We start from the raw sequence: 25,725 nt of genomic DNA on the forward strand, positions 1-25,725 counted from the left end.
CTCCGACACGCGCCCATCCCCTGCGCCTGACCCCGACGCACGAGATCAGGAGAAAGCGTCTGGATCAGGAGGGATGAGCGCAGATCGTCCTGATCCGGGCGCTGTGCCCTGATCTCGGAGCGGCCGCCACGCCGTCTGATGTCGGGACCGCACAAGTCCGACGAGACACGTCGGCCGATGCGTTTGTGAAGAACGACTAACCGACTTGGGAGTCAATTGTGGGAGTCCTACGGTCGAAAGCGACCTTCCCCGTCCGATCACGCCGAGAGGTGCTGCCAATGGCCGACGCCGCCGTCCGTTCCAAGAAGCCCGCCACGAGCAAGCGCACGCCCGCCGGAGGCGCGCCGACCGCGCCGCACACGGCGGCCGAGGCATCCGATTCCCGCATCGACATCGCACACGTGACCGACCTGCTCCTGGGCACGTGGGCCGACACCCGCCGCGAGGCGCGGGGGATGATCAAGGACCCCGCCTTCTGGCGCGTCGAGGGACAGCCGATGCCCGAGCACCGCGAGCGGGTGCTCGCGCAGCTGCACGCGCTCGTCGACGCGGGCGGCTCGCAGCGCGCGTTCCCCGAGGAGTACGGCGGCAAGAACGACAACGGCGCCAACCTGGCCGGCTTCCAGGAGCTCGTCCTGGCCGACCCGAGCCTGCAGATCAAGTCGGGCGTGCAGTGGGGTCTGTTCGGCTCCGCGATCTATCAGCTGGGCACGAAGACGCACCACGACAAGTGGCTCAAGAGCGTCATGAACCTCGACCTGCCGGGCGCGTTCGCCATGACCGAGACGGGCCACGGCTCTGACGTGGCGGCGATCGGCACGACGGCGACGTACGACCCCGACACGGAGGAGTTCGTCATCCACACGCCGTTCCGCGGCGCCTGGAAGGACTACCTCGGCAACGCGGCGCTGCACGGCAAGGCCGCGACGGTCTTCGCCCAGCTCATCACCGGCGGCGTCAACTACGGCGTGCACTGCTTCTTCGTGCCCCTGCGCGACGACGAGGGCGAGTTCCTCCCCGGTATCGGCGGCGAGGACGACGGTGTCAAGGGCGGCCTCAACGGCATCGACAACGGCCGGCTGCACTTCGACCACGTCCGCATCCCGCGCGAGAACCTCCTCAACCGCTACGGCGACGTCGCGGCCGACGGTACCTACTCGAGCGACATCCCCACCCCGGGCCGCCGCTTCTTCACGATGCTCGGCGCGCTCGTGCAGGGCCGGGTGTCGCTCGACGGCGCCGCGACGACCGGGACCGCGCTCGCGGAGTACATCGCCATCACGTACGCGAACCAGCGTCGCCAGTTCGACTCCGGCGCGGGCACGCCCGAGGTGGTCCTGCTCGACTACGGCAAGCACCAGCGCCGGCTCCTCCCGCGCGTCGCGCAGACGTACGCGCAGTTCTTCGCGCACGACGAGCTGCTCAAGAAGTTCGACGGCGTCTTCGGCGGCACGAGCGACACCCCCGCGGAGCGCGAGGACCTCGAGACGCTCGCCGCCGCCCTCAAGCCCCTCTCGACGTGGAATGCGCTCGACACGATCCAGGAGTGCCGCGAGGCGTGCGGCGGCTCGGGCTTCCTCGCCGAGAACCGCCTCGTGGGCCTGCACCAGGACCTCGACGTCTACGTCACCTTCGAGGGCGACAACAACGTGCTCCTGCAGCTCGTCGGCAAGCGGCTGCTGGCCGACTACGCCAAGCAGTTCAAGGGGAAGGATGCCGCGGCCCTCGCCCGCATCGCCCTCGGCCAGACGGCGGGCAAGGTCTTCCACGGCGCGGGCCTGCGTCAGATCGGCCAGACCGTCGGCGACTTCGGCTCGACGGCCCGCTCGGTCGAGCGCGGCCTCCGCGCCGACCAGCAGCACGAGCTGCTGTCGGGCCGGGTGCAGCAGATGATCGCCGACGTCGCGGGTCGCCTGCGGCCGGCGTCGAAGCTCTCCCGCGAGGACGCGGCGGCGCTGTTCAACGCCAACCAGTCCGAGCTCATCGAGGCGGCGCGCGCGCACGCCGAGCTGCTGCAGTGGGAGGCGTTCACCGACGCCGTCAACACCATCGAGGAGGAGGGCACGAAGCACGTCCTCACCTGGATGCGCGACCTCTTCGGCCTCTCGCTCATCGAGCGCCACCTCGCGTGGTACCTCATCCACGGACGCCTCTCGGCCCAGCGCGCCGGCGCCGTCTCGTCGTACATCGACCGGCTGTGCGCGCGGCTCCGCCCGCACGCGCAGGATCTCGTCGACGCCTTCGGCTTCGCCCCCGAGCACGTCCGCGCACCCATCGCGTCGGGCGCCGAGCTCGCGCGCCAGACGGAGGCGGCCGAGTACTACGCCGCGCTCGCGGCATCCGGAACCGCTCCGGTCTCGGAGAAGTCGCTCAAGCGCTGACCCGCCGCCGAAACCACCTTCCGGGCCGAGACCACCCTCACGTGAGGGTGGTCTCGCCCGGAGCGGGTCGCTTCGCCCGGGTGCGGGCAGTGTCGGGGACCGGTCGTAGGGTGGGCGGGTGAACCCCTCCGTGCGCACCGGACCCGATGGCATCGCGCGGTGCGCCTGGGTCGGCGACGACCCCGAGTACCGCCGCTACCACGACGAGGAGTGGGGCACGCCGCTGCACGGCGACCGGGCGCTCTACGAGAAGCTGAGCCTCGAGGGCTTCCAGGCGGGCTTGTCGTGGATCACGATCCTGCGCAAGCGTCCGCGCTTCCGCGAGGTCTTCGCAGGTTTCGAGCCCGAGGTCGTGGCCGGCTTCGGCGAAGCCGACATCGAGCGGCTCATGGCCGATCCCGGCATCGTCCGCAACCGCGCCAAGATCGAGGCGACGATCTCGAACGCCCGGCTCGTGACCGAGATGGATGCCGGTGAGCTCGATGCTCTGCTGTGGTCGTTCGCGCCCGCCGAGGCGCGGCCCCGCCCGGCGGGCTTCGGCGACATCCCGGCCGTGACCGCGGAGTCGACCGCCGCCTCGAAGGCCCTGCGCACGCGCGGCTTCCGGTTCGTCGGCCCGACGACGATCTATGCGCTGATGCAATCCTCGGGAATGGTCGACGACCACGTGGAGGGATGCTTCCGCGCCGGCGCGTGACCGATGCACGACCGGTTCCAGATGCGAAGGGTCATGATCCGAAACCGGACATGTGCCTGTAACACGGCGCAGCCAGTCTCGGTGGTACGCTCCCCGAAGCGAGCTACACAGCTGACCAGGCGGGGTGGCCTTTGGACCGCCTGGTGTCGTTCCGAAAACTCCCTCGCCGGATTCATTGTTCGAGTTCACTGAGGGGGCAACTCGTGAAGAAATCTGTTCGTTCCTCGAGCCTTGCGGCGGCAGCAGTCGTCGCAGGGCTCCTTTCCGTTTTCGCGGTTGGCGGGGCCGCGAACGCGGCCGACCCGGAGATCATCGGCGAAGGCCATGTCACTCTGAACTTCTCCACCACTCCGGGTTCCGTCGACATCACGATCTGGACGCACAATCTGTCGACGGTCGAAGCCTGGGGCGCTGCCGTCGTGCGTGACATCGACGGCGTGAATCACCCGACCAACCTGGAGCACTACGACCCGGGTCAGGAGAAGACCTTCTTCCGGTCGCTTCCCGGCTACACCTGCGCCGACCTCGGCAAGGGTGCGGTCGCGTTCGCCTTCGGATTCGGCAGCCTCTCCAACCCCGAGCCCGACTGGATCGGCGCGCCGCTGTCGTACCCCGACCCGCGGATCACGGTCGTCGGATGCGACGTCGTGCCGAACCCCACGGGCGGAGACCCCGACCCCGCGCCGCCGACGACGACCCCGCCGGTCGTTACGCCCGGCTCGACGACTCCGCCCGCCGGCGGCACGACGACCCCGACGACGACCGTGACCACGACGTCGACGGGCACCAACACCCTGCCCGCGGCCAAGACGGACGGTGCCGACCTCGCCGGTGCGACGTCGACCGCGTCGCCGGTCTTCGGCCTCGCCGTGACGGTGGGCGCGCTCCTGGCGGCCGCCGCAGGATCGGTCATCGCAGGAGCCCTGCGCCGCCGATGATCCGCTCCGCACGCCGAGCGCGCACTCCGCTCGTCGTCGCGGCGGTCACCCTCGCCCTCGTCCTGTCGGGGTGTGCAACACCCCGACAGGACCCGGCGGGTGCAAGCGGCACTCCTACGGTGTCGGCGGCACCGACCCCGCCACCGACTCCTTCGGCGGCGGGCTCGCCCGCCGCCGATCTCGTGCCGGTCGCGGCGCCGACGCGTCTGACGTTCCCGGCGGCGGGGATCGACGGCCCGGTCGACGAGTACACGGCGGCGGATGCCGAGGCCGCGGGCGGGGTCAACCCCGACAGCCTCGACGAGATCGCCTGGTACTCCGGCATCTCCGACCCGATGCCCGGCACCGACGCGAAGAACACCGTCTACCTCTTCGGTCACTCGTGGATCGAGCCGGCCGTCTTCAACGGGCTGAAGGACGTCGTCGTCGGCGACCAGGCGACGGTCACGACCGCCAACGGCGAACTGGTCTACGAGGTCGACGACGTCTTCACGCTCGCCAAGCCCGACTTCACACAGGACCCGCGCGTCGTCGCGATGGTGCCCGGCCGGCTCGCGCTCGTCACGTGCCACCGCCCCGAGGGCTGGGACCCGTCGGAGCACGCGCCCGACAACACCGTCGTCTTCCTGCACCTCGTGTCGGCGACCCCCGCCGCCTGACGGGCGAGGGATGCCGCGTCCCCGCAGCTGATCGCCCCACAGGCGCCGCGATCGGCGTCCGACCCGCGAGTAGCCTGGACGGGCGCCCGGCACGGGCAGCCGTCCAAGGAGGTGCTCGCTGTTCGTCGTCCGCCGCGCGCGTGAAGGTGTCGCGTCGCTCGCGATCCTCGCGCTCCTCACGGCGCTCGCGACGTTCTCCTTCGCCGTCGCCGGCGCACTCACGCAGGGACTGCTCGACCGCGGGGTCGCAGAGCTGCTGTCCGTCGCCGATCCGCTCGACAGGATGGTCATCGTCGACCTCCCGCTCGGGGCCGATCCGGCCGCCGAGGCGCAGGCGATGCAGACCGCGCTGGATGACGCGCTCACCGGCCTGCCCGTCGACGTCCGCCGCACGAGCATCGCCACCGACTCCGCGCCGGCGGGTGCGGCATCCCCCTCGCTCGAGCTTCTGGCCGACCCGACGCTGCCCGCTCGGGCCGCACTCGTCTCGGGCGAGTGGCCCCGCGCGCCCGACGAGGTCGCGGTCGCTGAGCCCGCGGCGGCGCGGCTCGGCCTGGGGCCCGGCGATCCGCTGCGCATCGGCGACAGCGAGGCGAGGATCACGGGCGTCTGGCGCGCCGCCGACGCGACCGATCCCGCCTGGTCGGGCGACCCCGCTGTGGCGTCGGGAATGGTCGATGGCGCCGTCGGACCGGTCGTCGTTCTCGACGATTCCGCCATCGCCGAGGTGCCGGGGCTGACGGCGCGCTGGACGGTGACTCCGCAGGCTCTCGGGGTCGCGACCGCGACGGAGCTGTCGGACGGGCTCGCGCGGATCGATGCCGTCGTCCAGGGCCCGGCCGGCACGTCGAGCGCGGGCCCCGCGCGGGTGAGCGGCGGGCTGAAGGCGACGCTCGGCGGCATCCTCTCCGCCGTCTCCGGCGCGCGCGGCGCGCTGACCGTGCCGCTCGTCGCACTCGGGGTGATCGCGGCGGTCATCGTCGGTGTCGTCGTGTTCGCGCGGGGCCGGGCGAGGGAGCAGGAGGTCGCGCTCCTCGTCGCACGGGGGGCGCGACGCTCCCGCGTATGGGCGCGAGGCGTCGCCGAGATCGCAGCCGCCTCGGCCGTCGGCGCCCTCATCGGGGCCGTCGCGGGCGGTCTCGTCGCCGGTGCGGGGCCCGCCGGGGCAGCTGGGGCGGGCTGTCTCCTCGGCGCCGTCCTGGTCGGGGCGGCGGTGGAGGCATCCACTGTCCGTCGTGCGAGCAGGGGACGCACGGGACGCCCGCGGGTCGTCGCCGCCACGCTGCTGCTCGTGCTGCTGGGACTCGCCGTCGCGGCGGGACTCGCGGTGGCGCAGGCCATCGCGCGCGGGGGCATCGCCGTCGCCGGTGCGCCGGTCGACGCGCTGGCCGCCGCCGCGCCGTGGCTCGTCCTGCTGACGCTCTGCGTGCTCGCGACACAGCTCACGGGACCGGTCGCGTCGGCCGCCGAGCGCGGGACCCGCCGCGGGCGCGGACTCGCTACGCGCCTCGGCGTGCTGCAACTTGCCCACCGTCCGCACTCGATCCTCGCCGGCGTGCTGTGCCTCGCGCTCGCGAGCGGCGTGCTCGCGCTGGCCGCGACCCTCGCAGCCGGCGCATCCGCGAGGCAGGAGGCCGCCATCGCCGCCGTCGGCGCCGACGTGCGCGCCGAGCTCGAGGCGGAGCGCGCCGTGGACGACAGCCACCCCGCCCCCGCCATCGCCGCTCTTCAGGACACGCTCCGCGAGGCGGCCCCCGCGGTCACCGCCGATGCCCGCGTCGGGGACGTCGACGTGCGTCTGCTCGCGACGACTCCCGACGGCTTCACGTCCATGGAGCCGACTGGCGACGTCGCCGCTGCGCTCGCGGCGCTTCCCGCGGGTGAGCCTGCGGCGCTCACCGGCGACCTGACGCTCGACATCGTCGGCGACTACACGTCGCCCGCCGTGGAGAGCAGCGAGCCGCGGTCGCCGACCATGATCGTGCGCGCGTGGGCACTGGATGCCGCGGGCGTGCCGCAGCGCATCGAGCTCGGCACGGTTCCGGCTGACGGTGAGACGCACCGACTCACCGCTCCGCTTGCCGGCGCCCACAGCCTGCTCGCCGTCGACGTGCTCGGCCGGGGCTTCGCGGGTGGCCGAGCGTTCGTCCGGCTCGCGACCGACCCCGCGGTGGCGCTGGACAGTGCCGACGAGGCGCTGAGCAGCACCCGCGCACTCCGCTTCCCGACCGTCGCCGAGCTGCCCGGCGAGATCCCCGTCGTCGTCACGTCGGAGCTCGCCGCGCGCGTGGACGCGCCGGTGGGCGGCATCCTGCATCTCGATGTCCGTGGGGCGACGGCGCCCGTCGCCGTCCGGGTGACGGGGGTCGTCGACGCCCTCCCGGGCGTCGGCTCGGGCCCGGGCGCGGCACTCGACCTCACGACGCTCACGGCGTCGCTCGTCGAGCACCGCAACGCGGTCCTGAGTCCCACGACCGTGCTCGTCCGGACCGATGACGCCGAAGCGTCCGCCGCGGCGATCCGAGAGTGGGCGACGCATCCCGTGCGCGTCCACATCGCTCGGGATGCCGGCGCCGCCGCCGTGGCCGGCCCTGCCCTGGCCCTCTTCGCCGGCGTGGCACTCGTGGGCACGCTGCTCGGCGTTCTCGGGTTCGTCGTCGTGATGGCGGGCACGGCGCGCGACCGCCGCAGCGAGACGGTGCCCCTGCGCTCCTTCGGATTCGATCTCGCGGCGCAGCGCCGCGCGCGGATCGCCGAGACGGCTTCCGCGGCGGTCTACGCGCTCGTCGCCGGCGCCCTTGCGGGGTGGGCGACCGGTGCGATCATCGGACCGCTCCTCCTGCCGGCGATCGTGGGGGGTGCGACGTGAGCGCGCGGTCGGTCGGCCTCGCGCTCAAGTCCGTGACGACGGCTCCCGTCGTGTCGGCGTTCGTCGTGGTGTTCATCGCGCTCGTCTCGTTCGCCGGAGCCGCCGCCCCCGCCCTCCTGCACTCCGCGCGGACGGCGACGGTGCATGCCGCGCTCCACGACCTCCCGCCTGCGACGCGCGACCTCTCCGGCGCGACGCGAGGCGTGCCGCGGCCAGGCACCGGGTCGAGCGAGGCCGCCGGCACGCTCGACCAGGCGGAGCGGTCGTCGTGGGGATACGCGCTCGACGTGCTCACGGAGACGCGTGACGCCTTCCCGTCGCCCCTGCGCGACGTGCTGGGCGACCCGCAGGTCGTCGTCGTGAGCGATCCGGTGACGAGCGTCGGACCTCCGGGGAGCGCGCTCAACCGCATCACCCTCACCTTCGACCCGGGCTCCGACGAGCGCGTCCGGATCGTCGAGGGCAGCGCGCCCGCACCTCGGGACGACGAGGTCATCGAGGTGTCGCTGGCACGGGATGCCGCGACCGCCCTGGGCTGGAAGGTCGGCGAGACGCGCAGCATCGCCTTCACCGCCGATGCGACCGCCGAGCTCGAGCTCGCGGGCGTGTACGAGGCGGTGGACGCGTCCGATCCGCACTGGACACACGTGCCGACGGGGCTCGGACCGGCCGAGGTCGTGGGGCCGCTCGGCGACATCACGCTGTACGCGACGGCCTACGGCGCCCCCGACGCGCTGGATGCCGCACTCGCCCTGCCGGACTGGTTCACGACCCAGACGTGGCTGCCGCTCGCGATCGAGCGCGTCGACGGCGCCTCGGCCGACCAGCTGGCGCGGCAGATGCGCGCCGCGAGCGGCGTGCAGGTGCCGCTCGTCGTCGTGCTCGATCAGCGGTTCCCCGGCGGCCTCACGCTCTCGAGCACAGTGACACCTCCCGCATCGGATCAGGCCGGGCGGCGTGCCGACGCCATGGCGAGCATCGTCGCGTTCGTCGCCGTCGGGCCGTTCGCCGTGGCGATCGTCGTGCTCGCCCTCGCGGTGCGCCTCGTCGCGACGCGCCGGGTGCGCACCGTCCGCCTCGCGGAGGCGCGCGGCGCCTCCGACCGCCTCCTCGGCGGCGTGCTGGGAGTCGAGGGGCTCTTCCTCGGCGCGCTCGGCGCCGGGCTTGGCGTCGCCGCGGCCGCCCTCCTCGTCGGCTTCGAGGGGGCTGCATCCCTCATGCTCCCTCTCGTCATCGCGGTCACTCCGGTGCTCGTGCTGCCGTGGATCACCCTCGCGCTCGCGCGTCGGCATGCGCGGCGCGACCTCGGGATGGCGCCCCGGGGCGGCGCTGTGCGCCGGGGTGCCGTCGAGGGCGTCATCGTGCTCGCGGCCGCGCTGCTCACCGTCATCGCGGCGACCGGGACGGCCGGTGTCGACCCCGCGCTCCTCGCGCTGCCCCTCGCGCTGTCGGCGGCGGCGTGCGTCCTCGCCCTGCGCTGCGTGCCGCTGGTCCTGTCGGCCGTCGAGGCCCGCGCCCCGCGCGCCCGCGGGCTCGTGCCGCTCGTCGGGCCGGCCCGCGGCCGCCGTGATCCGTCGGTGCGGGCGAGTCCCGTGCTCGCGGTCGTGCTCGGGGTCGCGGTCGTGCTCTTCTCCGTCGCGTTCGGCGCGACGATGACGGCCGGGGTGTCGACGGCGGCGGGTCTGAGGGCGGGCGCCGACGTCCGCGTCGAGTCGCCCTACCTGTCCGCGCGCCAGCTCGACGAGCTCGGCGCGATCGCCGGGGTCTCGCATGTCGCGGCGCTCACGGACGGCACGAGGATCGACCTCGACGCGGGCGACGACTCCGTTCGCGCGACCGTCTACATCGCCGACGCGCGCGACTTCCGCGCGGTCCAGGCCGCGTCGGGTGAGGGCGACATTCCGACACCTGACGCGCTCGTTGCAGGGGGCGACAGCATCCCGGCCGTCGTCTCGCCCGCCCTCGCCGCCGCGCTGGGGGGTGCGCCCGCGACGCTCGCGGGGCACGGCGTCGATGTCGTCGCGATCGCCCCGGCCGCGGCGCGGCCCGGCTCCGCCGACACGTGGCTCCTGGTCGACGTGTCGGCCGCCGACCGGCTGGGGGCGGTTCCGACGAGTCCCGGCATCCTGCTGATGGCCACTGCGCCCGATGCCGATCCGGCGGCCGTCGCCGCTGCGGCTCGGGATACTGCGGGCCCGACGGCGCGCGTGACCACGCCCGAGAGCAACGCTGCGGCCATCTCGTCGGACCCGGCGCTGCGCACCGTCTACCTCGCACTCGGCGCGGCGGCGGTCGGCGTTGCGCTGCTCCTCGCGCTCGCGATCGGCATGACCCTCGTGCTCGGCGCACCCGGTCGCGCGCGGCTCATGGCGCTGCTCGCCGCACTCGGCTACCCGCGCCGCCGCGACGTGCCGCTCGTCCTGTGGGAGGTCGGACCCGCCCTCGTCATCGCGCTGCCCTTCGGCGTCGCCGTCGGGTACGCGCTCACCTACCTCGCCCTCCCGCAGCTCGGAACCGCCACGTTCCTCGGGGGCGCGTTCGAACCCGCCGTGCAGACGGGGGGATGGATGCCGCTCGCCGTCGTCGCCGGATTCGCGGCGTTCTCCGCGCTCGCGGTGCTGATCGCGGCGGCCGCCGCATCGCGGCTGACGGCGTCGGCGGCCGTCCGCAGCATGGACGCGGAAGGATGAGACCATGACAGCACTCGCGATCGACTGCGAGGGACTCGTGCGCATCTTCACGGCGCAGGGGGTCGAGGTGCAGGCGCTCCAGGGCCTCGAGCTGCGCGTCGGGCCGGGTGAGATGGTCGCCCTCGTCGGCGCCTCGGGGTCGGGCAAGTCGACGCTCCTCGGCATCCTGGGCGCTCTGGATCAGCCCACCGCGGGACGCGCGGTCGTCGACGGGCACGACCTCGTGACGATGCGCGGACGCGAGAAGCTCGAGTACCGCCGCCGCACGGTCGGCTTCGTCTGGCAGCAGTCGGCGCAGAACCTGCTGCCCTACCTCGATGCGCGGGAGAACGTCGCGATGGCGCACGCTGTCGCGGGCGTCGTGCCGCGCGCGCGTCGCGCGGCCCTCGGTGAGGAGCTGCTCGACCAACTCGGGGTGGCGGATGTCGCCGATCACCGGCCCGGGCAGCTGTCGGGCGGTCAGCGACAGCGCGTCGCGATCGCCGTCGCGCTCGCGAACGAGCCCGCCGTCCTGCTCGCCGACGAGCCCACGGGTGAGCTCGACGAGACGACGAGCGCCGAGGTGCTGGCTGTCATGGAGTCGGTCAACAAGCAGCGCGGCGTGACGACGCTCATCGTGACGCACGACCCGGCGGTGTCGGAGCACGTCGACCGCACCGTGCGGATCCGCGACGGACGCACGTCCGCCGAGACGCTGAGGACGACGAGGACGGATGCCGAGGGCCGCCGCATCCGCACCGCGGAGGAGTACGCCGTGCTCGACCGCGCGGGCCGCATGCAGCTGCCGGCCGAATTCGTCTCAGCCCTCTCGCTGCGCGAGCGCGTGCGGCTCTCGCTCGAGCCCGATCACATCTCGGTGCGGCCAGACCGACCGGGCGACGCGCCCGCCGGCGACACGGCGGCGACGCCCTCCGCCGCTTCGGAGGAGGAGCGATGACTGTCGTGCTGCGCGCGGAGGGCCTGACGCGCGTCTACCCCGCGCCGGCCGGCGACGTCGTCGCCGTGCAGGGCGTCGACCTCGAGGTCTCGGCCGGCGAGCTCGTCGTGCTCAAGGGCCGCTCGGGCTCGGGCAAGACGACGCTTCTGACGATGCTCGGCGGGCTCGATCGCCCGACGGCCGGACGCGTCGAGGTCGACGGACGCGATCTCGCGGCGCCGGGCGCCGAGGAGCTGCTCGGCACGCGCATCGCCTCGATCTTCCAGGGCTTCGGTCTGCTGCCGATCCTCTCGGCCGCCGAGAACGTCGAGGTGCCGCTGCGCATCCGCCGCGTCGATCCCGCCGAGCGCGACTCGCGTGTCACCGCGGCCCTCGAGGCCGTCGGCCTGCAGGACCACCGCAACCAGCGCCCCGGCGAGCTGTCCGGCGGTCAGCAGCAGCGCGTCGGCATCGCCCGCGCCCTCGTCGCCGACCCCGCGATCCTGCTCGCCGACGAGCCGACGGGACAGCTCGACGCCGAGACCGGCGTGCAGATCATGGACCTCATCGCCGGCATCGTGCACGGCCGCGGCACGGCGGCCGTCGTCGCGACGCACGACCCCGTCATGCTCGCCCGCGCCGACCGAGTGCTCGAGCTTCACGACGGGCGGCTGGCGGGCCGCTGACGGAGCAGGCGGGCGCGGTGTCGGCGGCGTACGGCAGACTGGCGGGGGTTTCCGCCGAGGAGGGCACACATGGCTGAGGGGCACGTCGCCGATTCGCACGAGGTCATCAGGGTCGTGGGGGCCCGCGAGAACAATCTGAAGAACGTCAGCGTCGACATCCCGAAGCGCCGACTCTCGGTGTTCACGGGGGTCAGCGGATCGGGCAAGTCGTCACTCGTCTTCGGGACGATCGCGAACGAGTCGCAGCGGCTCATCAACGAGACCTATCCGACCTTCGTGCAGCAGTTCATGGGGCAGCTCAACCGCCCCGAGGTCGACGCGCTCGAGAACGTCAGCCCCGCGATCATCGTCGACCAGGAGCGCATGGGGTCGAACGCGCGGTCGACGGTCGGCACGGCGACCGACGCGCACGCGATGCTGCGCCTCCTGTTCAGCCGCATCGGCCAGCCCCATGTCGGCTCGCCGCAGGCCTTCTCCTTCAACATCCCGTCGGTCTCGGGTGCCGGCGCCGTGACCTTCGAGAAGGGCGGCAAGAAGGTCAAGGAGCGCCGCTCGTTCGAGATCACGGGCGGCATGTGCCCGCGCTGCGAGGGACTCGGCGAGGTCAGCGACATCGACCTCGACGAGCTGTTCGACCGCGAGAAATCCCTCTCCGAGGGCGCGATCGCGGTGCCGGGCTACAGCGTCGACGGCTGGATGGTGCGGCAGTTCGCCGAATCCGGCTTCCTCGATGCCGACAAGAAGATCAAGGACTACACCGAGCAGGAGCTCGCCGACTTCCTCTACAAGGAGCCGACGAAGGTCAGGATCCAGTCGATCAACATGACCTACGAGGGGCTCGTTCCCAAGCTCACCAAGTCGATGCTCCAGAAGGACCGCGACTCGCTGCAGCCCCACATCCGCGCGTTCGTGGATCGCGCCGTGAAGTTCATGCCGTGCCCCGACTGCGGCGGCACGCGACTCAACGAGGGCGCGCGGTCGTCGAAGATCCGAGGCATCAGCATCGCGGATGCCGCGGCCATGCAGATCACGGACCTCGCGGAGTGGCTCGGCACGGTCGACGACCCGGAGGTGGCGCCCCTCATGAAGACGCTCCGCGAGACGATCGCCTCGTTCATCGAGATCGGACTCGGCTACCTGTCACTCGACCGTGCGTCGGGCACCCTTTCCGGCGGCGAGGCGCAGCGCACGAAGATGATCCGGCACGTCCGCTCGCCGCTCACCGACATCAGCTACGTCTTCGACGAGCCGACGGCGGGCCTGCACCCGCACGACATCCAGCGCATGAACCGCCTGCTCCAGCAGCTGCGCGACAAGGGCAACACCGTGCTCGTCGTCGAGCACAAGCCCGAGGTCATCGAGATCGCCGACCACGTGGTCGACCTCGGCCCCGGCGCGGGCAAGGCCGGCGGCGAGGTGCAGTACGAAGGCGACGTGGCGGGTCTGCGCGCATCGGGCACGATCACGGGCCGCCACCTCGACGACCGCGCCAGACTCAAGCCGTCGACCCGCTCGGCGAAGGGCGCGCTCGAGATCCGCGGAGCGACGCAGCACAACCTGCAGGGCGTCGACGTCGACATCCCGCTGGGCATCCTCACGGTCGTCACGGGAGTCGCAGGCTCGGGCAAATCGTCGCTCATCCACGGGAACGTCCCGGCCTTCGACGAGGTGGTCGTCGTCGACCAGTCGCCGATCAAGGGCAACCGACGCTCGAGCCCCGCGACCTACACCGGCATCCTCGACACCGTGCGCACGGCCTTCGCGAAGGCGAACGGCGTCAAGCCGGCGCTGTTCAGCGCCAACTCCGAGGGCGCGTGCCCCGCATGCCGCGGCCTCGGGGTCATCATCACCAACCTGGGCTTCACGCAGACCGTCGAGACGCTCTGCGAGCTGTGCGAAGGCTCGGGATTCAGCGACGAAGTGCTCGAGTACCGCCTCGACGGCAAGAACATCGCCGAGGTCCTCGCGATGTCGGCGTCCGACGCGGCGGAGTTCTTCGGCAAGGGGCCGGCCCACACGATCCTCGTGCGGATGATCGACGTCGGCCTCGGCTACATCACCCTCGGCCAGGCGCTCAACACGCTGTCCGGCGGCGAGCGGCAGCGCCTCAAGCTCGCGATCTCGATGGCGAAGAAGGGCGCGATCTACGTCCTCGACGAGCCCACGACCGGTCTGCATCTCGCCGACGTCGACAACATGCTCGGGATGCTGGACCGCCTGGTCGACGCGGGCAACAGCGTCATCGTGATCGAGCACCACCAGGCCGTCATGGCCCACGCCGACTGGATCATCGACCTCGGCCCGGGTGCGGGGCACGACGGCGGTCGCATCGTCTTCGAGGGGACGCCCGCCGACCTCGTCGCCAGCAGCGAGACCCTGACGGCCGTGCACCTGCGCCAGTACGTCGGCGCCTGAACCTCAGGCGAGGGCGTCGCGCAGGTGGCGCTCGCCGTGGCGCAGCACCTTCACCACGATGCCGCGGCGCGCGAGCTCGGCGACCGTGCGGGTCTCCTCGTCGGTGTTGCGACCGAGCGCGTGCACGTTCGTCACGACCACGACGTCACCCCGCGTGAGTCGGCCGAAGAGGCGAACGAGGCGCTCCTCCCACGACTCGAGCGTCTCGGGCGCGGGGTGGCGGAAACCGGCGATCGGCACGCCGAAGCGGGTGAGCTCGTCGCGCTGCTCGACGATCGACGGCATGTCGTCGCGGGCGACGACGAGGCCGACGAGCCGCGCCCCCGCGGGACGCGCCTGCCACCAGTCGCGGTCGCGCTGCAGCTCGGTGAAGCACTTCGGGCACTCGGTCGCGTCGTGCGGCGCGTGCACCGTCTCGGGCCGCGGGTCAGCGGCGTCCGTCACTTCGAACACATCCGACATGCCCGCACCTCCGGCATCCATTCTGCCGTGCGGACGACGCTTCTGCGGCCGCTTTCAGTCGTCGTTGTCGTCGAGGCGCAGCTCGATGCTCAGCTGGTCGGCGTCGAGCTCGGCGAGCGACTGCCGCAGCACGGCCGTGCTGTAGACGCCGCCCGAGGACAGCTCGGTGAGACGCTCGCGCATCGCGACGATCATGACGAGGCGCAGCTCGAGCGCTTCGTGCAGCGTCGCCGACGCCTCTTCGTCGGGCGGCTCGGTGAAGCGGGACCCGACGCGCTCGACGAACTCGCGCTCGAACCGGCTTCCGTCGCGCTTCACGAGGCTCGGTGAGGAGAGGGCGGATGCCGCTGCCTCGCGCAGCTCGCCGTCGAGGCGCTCCTGCTCGACCCGGTTCACGACATCGGCGGCCGAGTCGTCGATGCGCAGCATCCTGATCACCCACGGAAGCGTGAGGCCCTGCAGCATGAGGCTCCCGACGGCGACGAGGAAGGCGACGAAGACGAGGAGGGGGCGGTCGGCGGTGTCGACCGGCAGCGTCTGGGCGGCCGCGAGCGTCACGACACCCCGCATGCCCGACCAGACGATGACGGTGCCGTGCTTCCAGCCGAGCGGCGACGCCTGGTAGTAATCGAGGTCGGCGAGGGCCCGGGTGACGCGGCCGCGCATGAGGTCGATGCGGCGCTGCCGGCGCACGGGGTCGCGGGGCGCGAACCGGTCGCCTCGGTCGGGGGGCGCGGGCAGCCCCGGCGGCGGCAGCGTGCCGTTCTCGATCGCGTCGATGCGCTCGTTGAACGACTCGAGCCGGTCGCGCGACGCGAGCTTGCGCCGCGCGCGTCTGCTCTGCAGCCACACGAGCAGGGCGACGTAGGCCGTGCGGACGACGATGATGATCGCGAACGCCGTGATCGCGAGCCAGGCGGCATGCCCGATGCCCTGGTCGTCCTCGAGGTTCTGCTGCAGGAGCTCCTTGAGCTCGAGGCCCATGATGAGGAAGACGCCCCCCTCGAGCACGAGCTCGATCGTGCGCCAGTTGAGCTCATCCGACATGCGCTGCTCGGGCGTGAACCAGCGCGCCGCGCCCTGACCCGTGACGATGCCCGCCACGACGGCCGCGACGAGCCCCGAGCCCTGCAGCTCCTCCGTCGGCAGGTACGCGACGAACGGCACGACGATGCCGATGGCCGTGTTCGCGGCGGGGTTCTTGATGAGGTGCCGCAGGCGCAGGTTGAACCAGCCGACGATCGCACCGATCACGACCGCGATGAAGACGCCCCAGAGGAACGTGCCGAGCACGCCGCCCGCGGGCACGCTCCCCGTGACGGCGATCGCGACGGCGACGCGCAGGATCACGAGCGACGTCGCGTCGTTGAGGAGGCTCTCGCCCTCGAGCAGCGTCACGACTCGGCGCGAGATGCCGAGCCGTCTCACGATCGCCGTGGCGACGGCATCCGTGGGGCTCAGGATCGCGCCGAGCGCGAGCGCGAGGTAGATGCCGAGTCCGGGCACGACCGCGTTGAAGAACAGCGCGAGGGCGACGGAGCTGATCAGCACGAGCAGCACCGAGAGCCCGGCGACCGCGCCGAAGTCGCGCCGGAACTCGATGGCCGGCAGCTGCACGGCCGCCGAGTAGAGGAGGGGCGGGAGGATCCCGACGAGGATGATCTCAGGGTCGATGTCGACGCCGGGCACGAACGGCAGCAGGCTCACGCCGAGGCCGATCGCGACGAGCAGCAGCGGGCCTGCGATCCTCACCTTGGGCGCGACGGCCGTCGTCACCGCGATCACGACGATCGCGACGATGGCGAGGACGAGCGCCTCCATGCGCTACAGGATGCCCAGCTCGCGCACCGCCGCGCGCTCCGCCTCGAGCTCGGCCACCGACGCATCGAACCTCGCGCGCGAGCGGGCGTCGAGGTCGAGACCCTCGATGACCCGGTATCCCGACCCGTCCGACGACACGGGGAACGAGCACACGAGGCCCTCCGGCACGCCGTACTCGCCCCGCGAGACGACGGCCGCCGAGGTCCACGCCGTACCGGCCTGCTCGTCGCGGACGTGCTCGATCGCGGCGTTCGCCGCCGACGCGACCGACGACGATCCGCGCACCTCGATGATCTCGGCGCCGCGCTTCGCGACGCGGGGGATGAAGAGGTCGTCGAGCCACGCGAGCGCCTGCTCGTGTCCGCCGAGCCGTTCCGCGAGGGCGTCGCCCACGGGAACCCCGCGCACCGTCGCGTGCGAGACGTCGGGGAACTGCGACGCGGAGTGGTTGCCCCAGATCGCGACGCCCTCGAGGTCGTCGGGCCGCGCGTCGAGAGCCTCCGCGAGCTGCCCGACGGCGCGATTGTGGTCGAGGCGAGTGAGTGCCGTGAACCGGTCGGAGGGGATGCCGGGCGCGGATGCCGCGGCGATGAGCGCGTTCGTGTTGGCGGGGTTGCCCACCACGACCACTCGGACGTCGTCCGCCGCCGCCGACCCGATCGCCTCCCCCTGCGGCCCGAAGATGCCGGCGTTGGCGGCGAGGAGGTCGGCGCGCTCCATGCCGGGGCCGCGCGGACGCGCCCCGACGAGCATCGCGATGTTCGCCCCCTCGAAGGCCGAGACCGCGCTGTCCGTCACCTCGACGGAGTGCAGGAGCGGGAACGCGCAGTCCTGCAGTTCGAGGGCCGCTCCCTCGGCCGCGCGCATCCCCTGCGGGATCTCGAGGAGTCGGAGCCTGACGGGCCGGTCCGGTCCGAGCATGTCTCCCGCGGCGATGCGGAAGAGCAGCGCGTACCCGATCTGGCCTCCGGCACCCGTGATCGTGACGGTCGTCGCAGTCGTCGCCATGCCCCTGAGCCTATTCCGGGCCCCGAGCGCAAGGGGGTGCGGATTTCCGGCGTTGTCCGGTCGCCCACGGTACCGTGAGGAAATGACGTTCAACGACAATGCGCGCGTCGGGGGGAACACGGCGCGTCGTCGGGGCGCCGGGGTCGCCGTCGCCGGTGGAGGCATCGCGGGCATCGGCGCGATCGCCGTGCTGCTGCTGAGCCTGTTCACGGGTCAGGACTTCTCGAGCGTGCTCGGACCCATCGCGGGCGGAGGTGGGGGCGGTCAGGAGACCGCGATCGACAACTGCCAGACCGGTGCCGACGCCAACGCGAACGACGACTGCCGCCTGGCCGCGGCATCCCTCAACATCGACCAGTACTGGGCGAACACGATCAAGGGGTACCGGCAGCCGCAGCTCATCATCGTGGACGGGTCGACATCGACCTCGTGCGGCACCGCATCGAACGCGACCGGCCCCTTCTACTGCCCGCCCGAGGAGAGCGTCTACGTCGACCCGACGTTCTTCGCGCTCCTGCGCGAGCGGTTCGACGCGACGGCGGGTCCGCTCGCGCAGCTCTACGTGCTCGCGCACGAGTACGGCCACCACGTGCAGAACATCAGCGGCATCATGGAGACGTATCCGGACAACGGCACGGGTCCCGACAGCAACGGCGTGCGGACCGAGCTGCAGGCGGACTGCCTCGCCGGCTCCTGGGTCGCGCACGCGGGGGAGCAGAAGGACGAGAACGGCGTGGCGTTCCTGCAGACCCCCACGGAGGCGCAGGTTCGGGATGCCATCAACGCGGCGCAGTCCGTCGGCGACGACCACATCCAGAAGGAGTCGGGCGTGCCCGTCAACCCCGAGACGTGGACCCACGGCTCGAGCGAGCAGCGCCAGCGCTGGTTCATGACGGGCTACCAGCAGGGCTACCAGGCGTGCGACACGTTCGGTGTGTCGGGAGACGCCCTGTGAACGGGCCCGCGCACCTCGACAGCATCCTCTACCCGCACATCGAGCCGTACGAGACGGGCGAGCTCATCGTCGGCGACGGCAACCGCGTCTACTGGGAGCAGAGCGGCAACCCGCACGGCAAGCCCGTCGTCTTCCTGCACGGCGGCCCCGGGGCAGGCACATCCCCGTGGCACCGGCGCTTCTTCGATCCCGAGCGCTATCGCATCGTGCTCTTCGACCAGCGCGGCTGCGGCCGCAGCACGCCTCACGCGAGCGACCCCCGCGCCGACCTGCGGTTCAACACGACGTGGCACCTCGTCGCCGACATCGAGCTGCTGCGACGCAACCTCGCGATCGAGCGGTGGCAGGTCTTCGGGGGCTCGTGGGGCAGCGCGCTCGCCCTCGCGTACGCGCAGGCGCACCCGGCCTCGGTCACCGAGATCGTGCTGCGGGGCATCTTCACGCTGCGCCGCTTCGAGCTGGAGTGGTTCTACGAGGGCGGTGCCTCCGCGATCTTCCCCGACCTGTGGGAGGACTTCGTCGCGCCCATCCCCGTGCTCGAGCGCTCGCGCATGATCGAGGCGTACGCGCGGCGGCTCGCCGACCCCGATCCCGCCGTGCACCGGCAGGCCGGCATCGCGTGGACCAGGTGGGAGGCATCCACCCTGACCCTGCATCCCGACCCCGACCTGGTGGCGTCCATGACCGAACCGGACAAGGCCGTCGCCTTCGCGCGCATCGAGAACCACTACTTCATGCACGGCGGGTGGTTCGAGGACGGCCAGCTCATCGCGGGCGCCGACGCGCTCCGCGGCATCCCGGGGGTCATCGTGCAGGGGCGGTACGACATCTGCACGCCTCCCATGACCGCATGGGATCTGCACCGGGCGTGGCCGGAGGCCGACTTCCGGATGATTCCGGATGCCGGGCACTCGGCGACCGAGCCGGGCATCGCGCGCGCCCTGCGCGAGGCGACGGACCGCTTCGCGGGGTGACCCTGGGCCGGCGACGTGGGCCGGCGCCCTCGGCCCTCGCGGTCCGAGGCAAGGTTCGCCGTCAGCCGACCGGCCGGAGAGCCCCGGCCTCCTCGAGATAGCGCTCGCCGCTAACCGGACAGACGAGCTCACCGTCGCGCGCTTCCAGCGGGCGGCCCGTGCGGCCGACCCAGCCGATGCGGCGCGCGGGAACACCGACCACGAGGGCGAAGGCGGGCACGTCCTTCGTCACGACGGCGCCCGCCGCGACGAGCGCGTACTCGCCGATCTCGACCGGCGCGACGCACACGGCACGGGCGCCGATCGAGGCGCCACGGCCGATCGTGACGCCGACGAGATCCCAGTCGGCGCCGGTCTTGGGCGAGCCGTCCGGATTGGCGGCGCGGGGGAACTCGTCATTGGTGAGCACGGCCGCCGGCCCGATGAACACGCCGTCGCCGAGGCGCGCCGGCTCGTAGACGAGCGCGTGGTTCTGCAGCTTGCAGGCCCGCCCGAGCTCGACTCCCGGGCCCACGTACGCGCCGCGTCCGATCGTGCACTGCGGTCCGATGCGGGCGTGCTCGCGGATCTGGGCCAGATGCCAGACGCGCGTGCCCTCGCCGATCGACGCCGTCGCGTCGACGTCGGCGCTCGGCTCGATGCGGGTCTCGTCGCTCATCGGGCCCCCTTCGTCGTGCGCCAGCATAGGGCGGACGCACAGGCGCGGCATCCCGATCTGAGATTGGGTCTTCCACGAAAAAGACAACCGGCGTAAAGTCCGTCGCGAGAACGACCGTTGCGCGTCCATGGGGGCACGTCTGCGACAGGGGATTCTCAGCCGGAATGTTGGGGGACACCGGACAGCAAAGGCTCGCAAGCCGCTAATCGTGGTGCGCGACGGCAGTCTGGGGGGACGTCGATGGCGACGGCACATTCCCTGTTCTCGACCCGACGAGGACGGGGAGCGACAGCGATCGCAGTGATCGCACTCGTGATCGCGGTGTACGCGACCACAGCCAGTGGGGGAGCAGCGCAGGCCCAGTCGGGCAGCTCCTGCGGAGCGACGATCAATCCGATCGTCTGCGAGAACCAGAAGCCCGGCACCGATCCGTCCGTGTGGGACATCGACGGCGCCGGAGACTCCACGATCCAGGGCTACGCGACCGACATCAGCGTCAATGCGGGCCAGAAGATCGACTTCAAGATCGACACGACCGCGAAGGCGTACTCGATCGACATCTACCGGACCGGCTGGTACCAGGGACTCGGCGCGCGGAAGATCGCGTCGGTCACGCCGTCGGCGACGCTGCCGCAGAAGCAGCCGCAGTGCATCTCCGACCTCACGACCGAGCTCTACGACTGCGGCACGTGGGCGGTCTCGGCCTCGTGGAACGTGCCGGCCGACGCGGTCTCGGGTGTCTACGTCGCGAGACTCACCCGCACCGACACGGGCGGGGCGAGCCACATCATCTTCATCGTCCGCAACGACGGCAACCACTCCGACGTGCTGTTCCAGACCTCCGACCCGACGTGGCAGGCCTACAACATGTACGGCGGCGCCGACTTCTACAACGGCGGCGCGAACGGCCGCGCCTACAAGCTGAGCTACAACCGTCCGTTCGCGACGCGCGGCGACAACAGCGGCCGTGACTTCTACTTCGGCGCCGAGTACCCGGCGGTGCGGTTCCTCGAGCGCAACGGCTACGACGTCAGCTACCTCGCCGGCGTCGACACCGACCGGCGCGGAGCAGAGCTGAAGAACCACAAGGTCTTCCTGTCGGTCGGCCACGACGAGTACTGGTCCGCCGCGCAGCGCGCGAACGTCGAGGCCGCGCGCGACGCCGGGGTGAACCTGCAGTTCCTGTCGGGGAACGAGATCTACTGGCACACCCGCTACGAGGCATCCGCCGACGGATCGAACACCGCGTACCGCACCCTCGTGACGTACAAGGAGACGTGGGCCGACGCCAAGATCGACCCGACGAGCGAGTGGACCGGCACGTGGCGCGATCCGCGCTTCGCATCGCAGGCGCAGGGCGCCGGAAAACCCGAGAACAGCCTCTCGGGGACGATGTTCATGGTCAACCGCGTTGACCTCCCGATCACGGTGTCGGCGGTGGAGGGCTCGTTCCGTCTCTGGCGGAATACCCCCCTGAGTTCCCTCCCCGCCGGCTCCGCTGCCGCCCTCGCGCAGCACACCGTGGGCTACGAGTCCGACGAGGACGTCGACAACGGGCTGCGGCCCGCCGGGCTCATCCGCCTGTCGACGACGACGGGGTCGTCGCAGGAGTACGTGCAGGACTACGGCCGGACGCTCGCGCCCGGCACGACGACCCACCACGTCACCCTCTACCGCGCGCCCAGCGGCGCCCTCGTGTTCTCGGCGGCGAGCATCCAGTGGACCTGGGGGCTCGACCAGAGTCACGACGGCGCGGGCGCGCCCGCAGACGCCTCCATGCAGCAGGCTCAGGTGAACCTGCTGGCAGACATGGGGGCCCAGCCGGGGTCGCTCATGACGGGACTCGTCGCCACGACGGCGAGCACCGACACGACGGCCCCGGCGACCACCATCACGTCGCCGACCGCCGGCCAGAGCATCGCCGGCGGCACGTCGGTGACGATGACCGGCACCGCCTCGGACACGGGCGGCAAGGTCGCGGGCGTCGAGGTCTCGGTCGACGGCGGCCGCACGTGGCACGCCGCCCAGGGGACCACCTCGTGGTCGTACACGTACATCCAGCAGGGCAGCGGCAACACGATCGTCGCGGCCCGGGCCATCGACGACAGTGCCAACTTTTCCGCCAGCGGCACGACGCGCACGGTCAACGTCACAGGACCCTACTCGGCCTTCGGCCAGGCGGTTCCCACGACGCCCGCCGCGTCCGACGCCTCGGCCGTCGAGCTCGGCCTGCGCTTCACGCCCGACTCCGACGGCTTCGTCGCGGGCGTGCGGTTCTACAAGGGCTCGGGCAACTCCGGTACCCACGTCGGGTCGCTGTGGGATGCCTCCGGCACCCGCCTCGCGAACGTCACGTTCACCGGCGAGACGTCGACCGGCTGGCAGTCGGCGTCGTTCACGCAGCCGGTCGCGGTGACGGCCGGGCAGACGTACACGGTCTCGTACACGGCGCCGCAGGGGCACTACGCGGCGCAGGACCGGTACTGGCCGTACGCCTCGCGCTGGTCGTCGCCCGTCGGCGTCACGAGCGGCGTCGGCTCGGCATCCCCCGCCGTCTACGGCAACCCGGGCACGTACCCCGTGAGCACCTACGGCGACTCGAACTACTTCGTCGACGTCCTGTTCACGAAGTCCGACACGTCGCCGCTGCGCATCCTGTCGCAGACACCGGGCGCGGGCGTCTCGAGCGTGCCGACGAACACCGCCATCACCGCGACGTTCACCCGGGCGGCCGATCCCGCGACCCTGACGATGAGCGTCACCCCGAACGGCGGATCGGCGATCGCTGGCAGCGTGACCTACGACGCCACGAGCCGCACGGCGAGGTTCACGCCGACCGCCGCGCTCGCCGCGTCGACGACCTACGCCGTCGCGATCGACGCGAAGGACACGTCGGGGGTCGGCCTCGCGCCGGGCTCGGGCTGGTCGTTCATGACCGCCGGTCCCGACCTGCCTCCGGGTCAGTGCCCCTGCAGCCTCTACCAGGAGAGCGCGGTTCCCACGACGCCGTCCGACACCGACACTGCGACCGTGACGCTCGGCGTCGTCTTCCGCGCCAACGTCGGCGGCACCGTCACGGCGCTGCGCTTCTACAAGGGCTCGGCGAACACGGGCACGCACACCGGTGCGCTGTGGGATGCCTCGGGCAACAGGCTCGCGAGCGTCACCTACACCGGCGAGTCGACCGCCGGATGGCAGACCGCCGTGCTCTCGACGCCTGTGACGATCGCCGCGAACACGAAGTACGTCGCGTCGTACGTCGCGCCGAACGGGCACTACGCCGTCACACCCAACGCCTACGCCGCCGCGTACACCCGCGGCCCGCTGACGGTCGACCCGGGCGGCGCCGTCTACGTCTATTCGCAGGGCTTCCCGAACCAGTCCTCGACCGCCGACTACGGCGTCGACGTCGTGTTCCAGCCGGGGGCTCCCGCGCCGGTTCCGGTGTCGAAGAGCCCGGCGCCGGGCGCGCGAGACGTCTCGACGACATCGCCCGCCTCGGTCACCTTCGACGGCGCCCTCCGCCCGACGTTCACTGGCACGGTGACCGCGAACGGGTCCGCCGTCGCGGGATCGTTCGCGCTCTCGTCCGACGCCAAGACGGTGACGTTCACGCCGTCGGGCGCCTACCCGTCGGGCGCCCTCGTCGTCGTGTCGCTGACGAATCTCGCGACACCACAGGGTTCGCCCGTCGCCGACGTGACGTGGTCGTTCTCGATCGTCGGCGCTGCCGCGACCGTGACGCTCCTCGGAACCGCCACGCCGGCGGCGAGCGACTCCGACTCCACCTCGGTCGAGCTCGGCATGGGCTTCACGTCCTCTGCGGCGGGAAGCGTCACGGCGATCCGCTTCTACAAGTCCGCCACGAACACGGGGACCCACGTCGGGTCGCTGTGGGACGCCTCGGGCGCTCAGCTCGCACAGGTGACGTTCACGAACGAGACCGCCTCGGGCTGGCAGCGCGCCGTGCTCGACCGGCCCGTCGCCCTGACACCCGGCGCGAAGTACGTCGTGTCGTATCTCGCCCCGAAGGGCAACTACTCCTATACGCCGGCCGGCTTCGCGACCGCCGTGACGAGCGGGCCCCTCGCGACGAGCGGCCCGAACGGCCTCTACCGGTATGGCGCGGGCGGCGTCATGCCGACGAGCACGTGGAACTCGTCGAACTACTTCGTCGACGTGGAGTTCACGCCCAGCTCGACCTCGTCGGCGCCGACGGTCACGGCCGTCACGCCCGCGCGGAACGGCACCGGCGTCGATGTCGGCACGACCGTCACGGCGACCCTGAGCCGCGACCCCGACACGCAGACCGCGTCGGTGACCCTGAGCGGTCCGCAGGGCGCGGTCGCGGGAACGCAGTCGTACGACACGACGGCGCACAAGGCGACCTTCCGCCCCTCGGCGGCGCTCGCCTACGCCACGACGTACACCGCGACCCTGTGGGCGGCGGGCACGGTGCTCGACACGTGGGCCTTCACGACCGGCGAGATCCCGACGAGCACGAACGTGCAGACGCTCTTCGGCACGCAGGTGCCGGACGTCCCGAACGTCGCCGACACGAGTCCGATCGAGGTCGGGACGGCGTTCACCGTCGCGCAGGCCGGCCAGGCGACCGCCATCCGGCTCTACAAGGGCGACGCCAACACGGGCAGCCACCGGGGCACGCTCTGGAGCCCGACCGGGCAGGTTCTCGCGCAGGTGACGTTCACCGGCGAGACGGCCTCGGGGTGGCAGCGCGCCGCGCTCAGCGCGCCCGTCCCGCTCGCCCCGGGCAACACGTACGTCGTGTCGTACTTCTCGCCGGGCGGGGGCTACTCGTACACGAACGGCTACTTCACGCAGGCGCGCGTCTCGGGGGCGATCACGGGGCTCGCCACGACGGGCGGGCGGTACGTCTACAGCCCCACGGGCGGGATGCCGACCCTGTCGTCGAACGCCGCGGGCTACTACGTCGACGCCGAGATCGACTTCGGGACGACGCCGCCGACACCGACGCCGACACCGACGCCGACCCCGACGCCGACGCCGACGCCGACGCCGACTCCGACGCCGACGCCGACGCCGACGCCGACGCCGACGCCGAGCCCGACGCCGACCAACGACTTCGTGAACCTCTTCGGCACGACGGCCACGCCCGCGACGCCGAACGCGACGACCGCGACCCGCATCCAGGTCGCCACGCGGTTCACGGTGAGCGCGCCGGGCGTCGTCCGCTCGATCCGGTTCTACAAGGGCACGCAGAACACGGGCACCCACACGGGCTACCTGTGGGGCCCCGGTGGCACGAGGCTCGCGACGGTGACATTCACGGGCGAGACGGCGTCGGGCTGGCAGACCGCGACGCTCACGACGCCGATCCGCCTGACGGTCGGCTCGGAGTACCGGGTCGGCATGTACAGCACGTCGCTGCGCTACTCCGTGACGACCAACGGCCTCGCGACGAAGGTCACGTCGGGGCCGATCTCGACCGTCGTACCGGGCGGGGCATCCGTCTTCGGTCAGACGTATCCGACGACGACGTCGTCGAACAAGTACTGGGTGGACGTCGTGTTCGATCCGGACTAGCCGCGGTGCCGGCGCGGGCCGGCATCGAGCG

General features: G+C 72.0%; 16 protein-coding genes. 12 read left to right on the forward strand and 4 right to left on the reverse strand.

The features are described 5' to 3' along the window. Positions 1–278 precede the first annotated feature (278 nt). From AAIB33_RS17150 to AAIB33_RS17190, 9 genes are all read left to right on the forward strand, one after another. Entirely contained in the window at positions 279–2,381 is a 2,103-nt protein-coding gene (locus AAIB33_RS17150; RefSeq protein ID WP_345801168.1) for an acyl-CoA dehydrogenase, read from the forward strand. 118 nt (positions 2,382–2,499) lie between these two features. After that, a complete protein-coding gene (locus AAIB33_RS17155) occupies positions 2,500–3,078 on the forward strand; it encodes a DNA-3-methyladenine glycosylase I (RefSeq protein ID WP_345801169.1) in 579 nt (192 codons plus the stop codon). Between the two features lie 203 nt (positions 3,079–3,281). After that, on the forward strand, positions 3,282–4,016 hold the full coding sequence (locus tag AAIB33_RS17160; RefSeq protein ID WP_345801170.1) for a hypothetical protein: 735 nt from the start codon (positions 3,282–3,284) through the stop codon (positions 4,014–4,016). Continuing rightward, positions 4,013–4,675 (forward strand): class F sortase, encoded by a 663-nt coding sequence (locus tag AAIB33_RS17165; protein WP_345801171.1) that lies wholly within the window; start codon positions 4,013–4,015, stop codon positions 4,673–4,675. Before AAIB33_RS17160 ends, AAIB33_RS17165 begins: the two co-directional genes overlap by 4 nt. Before the next feature lie 283 nt (positions 4,676–4,958). After that, positions 4,959–7,544: a hypothetical protein gene (locus AAIB33_RS17170; RefSeq protein WP_345801172.1), complete on the forward strand. Its 2,586-nt coding sequence runs from the start codon at positions 4,959–4,961 to the stop codon at positions 7,542–7,544. Further along, entirely contained in the window at positions 7,541–10,234 is a 2,694-nt protein-coding gene (locus tag AAIB33_RS17175) for an FtsX-like permease family protein (RefSeq protein WP_345801173.1), read from the forward strand. Before AAIB33_RS17170 ends, AAIB33_RS17175 begins: the two co-directional genes overlap by 4 nt. A gap of 4 nt (positions 10,235–10,238) precedes the next feature. After that, a complete protein-coding gene (locus AAIB33_RS17180) occupies positions 10,239–11,171 on the forward strand; it encodes an ATP-binding cassette domain-containing protein (protein WP_345801174.1) in 933 nt (310 codons plus the stop codon). After that, the gene (locus tag AAIB33_RS17185; RefSeq protein ID WP_345801175.1) at positions 11,168–11,836 is read left to right on the forward strand and encodes an ABC transporter ATP-binding protein; all 669 of its coding nucleotides are present in this window, start codon (positions 11,168–11,170) and stop codon (positions 11,834–11,836) included. The genes AAIB33_RS17180 and AAIB33_RS17185 overlap by 4 nt, the downstream gene beginning before the upstream one ends. A 69-nt stretch (positions 11,837–11,905) precedes the next feature. Continuing rightward, a complete protein-coding gene (locus tag AAIB33_RS17190) occupies positions 11,906–14,251 on the forward strand; it encodes an excinuclease ABC subunit UvrA (RefSeq protein WP_345801176.1) in 2,346 nt (781 codons plus the stop codon). 3 nt (positions 14,252–14,254) lie between these two features. Here the strand turns inward: AAIB33_RS17190 and AAIB33_RS17195 are convergent, their stop codons facing one another. From AAIB33_RS17195 to AAIB33_RS17205, 3 genes are read right to left on the reverse strand one after another with little or no spacing between them, the layout of a single operon-like run. Beyond that, entirely contained in the window at positions 14,255–14,713 is a 459-nt protein-coding gene (locus AAIB33_RS17195) for a recombinase family protein (RefSeq protein WP_345801177.1), read from the reverse strand. 54 nt (positions 14,714–14,767) lie between these two features. After that, on the reverse strand, positions 14,768–16,534 hold the full coding sequence (locus AAIB33_RS17200) for a sodium:proton antiporter (protein ID WP_345801178.1): 1,767 nt from the start codon (positions 16,532–16,534) through the stop codon (positions 14,768–14,770). 3 nt (positions 16,535–16,537) lie between these two features. Further along, positions 16,538–17,542 (reverse strand): malate dehydrogenase, encoded by a 1,005-nt coding sequence (locus AAIB33_RS17205; protein ID WP_345801179.1) that lies wholly within the window; start codon positions 17,540–17,542, stop codon positions 16,538–16,540. 82 nt (positions 17,543–17,624) lie between these two features. On the opposite strand from AAIB33_RS17205, the gene AAIB33_RS17210 reads away from it, so the two are divergent. After that, positions 17,625–18,497: a neutral zinc metallopeptidase gene (locus tag AAIB33_RS17210; RefSeq protein ID WP_345801180.1), complete on the forward strand. Its 873-nt coding sequence runs from the start codon at positions 17,625–17,627 to the stop codon at positions 18,495–18,497. Then, on the forward strand, positions 18,494–19,471 hold the full coding sequence (pip, locus tag AAIB33_RS17215) for a prolyl aminopeptidase (RefSeq protein ID WP_345801181.1): 978 nt from the start codon (positions 18,494–18,496) through the stop codon (positions 19,469–19,471). Before AAIB33_RS17210 ends, pip begins: the two co-directional genes overlap by 4 nt. Before the next feature lie 61 nt (positions 19,472–19,532). Here pip and AAIB33_RS17220 read toward each other — a convergent pair whose 3' ends face one another. Continuing rightward, positions 19,533–20,129: an acyltransferase gene (locus AAIB33_RS17220; protein WP_345801182.1), complete on the reverse strand. Its 597-nt coding sequence runs from the start codon at positions 20,127–20,129 to the stop codon at positions 19,533–19,535. 300 nt (positions 20,130–20,429) lie between these two features. Here AAIB33_RS17220 and AAIB33_RS17225 point away from each other — a divergent pair, with 300 nt between their 5' ends. Beyond that, a complete protein-coding gene (locus AAIB33_RS17225) occupies positions 20,430–25,694 on the forward strand; it encodes a DUF4082 domain-containing protein (protein WP_345801183.1) in 5,265 nt (1,754 codons plus the stop codon). Positions 25,695–25,725: the final 31 nt, after the last annotated feature.

It is taken from the genome of Microbacterium sp. AZCO, from assembly GCF_039614715.1.
Taxonomy (GTDB): domain Bacteria; phylum Actinomycetota; class Actinomycetes; order Actinomycetales; family Microbacteriaceae; genus Microbacterium.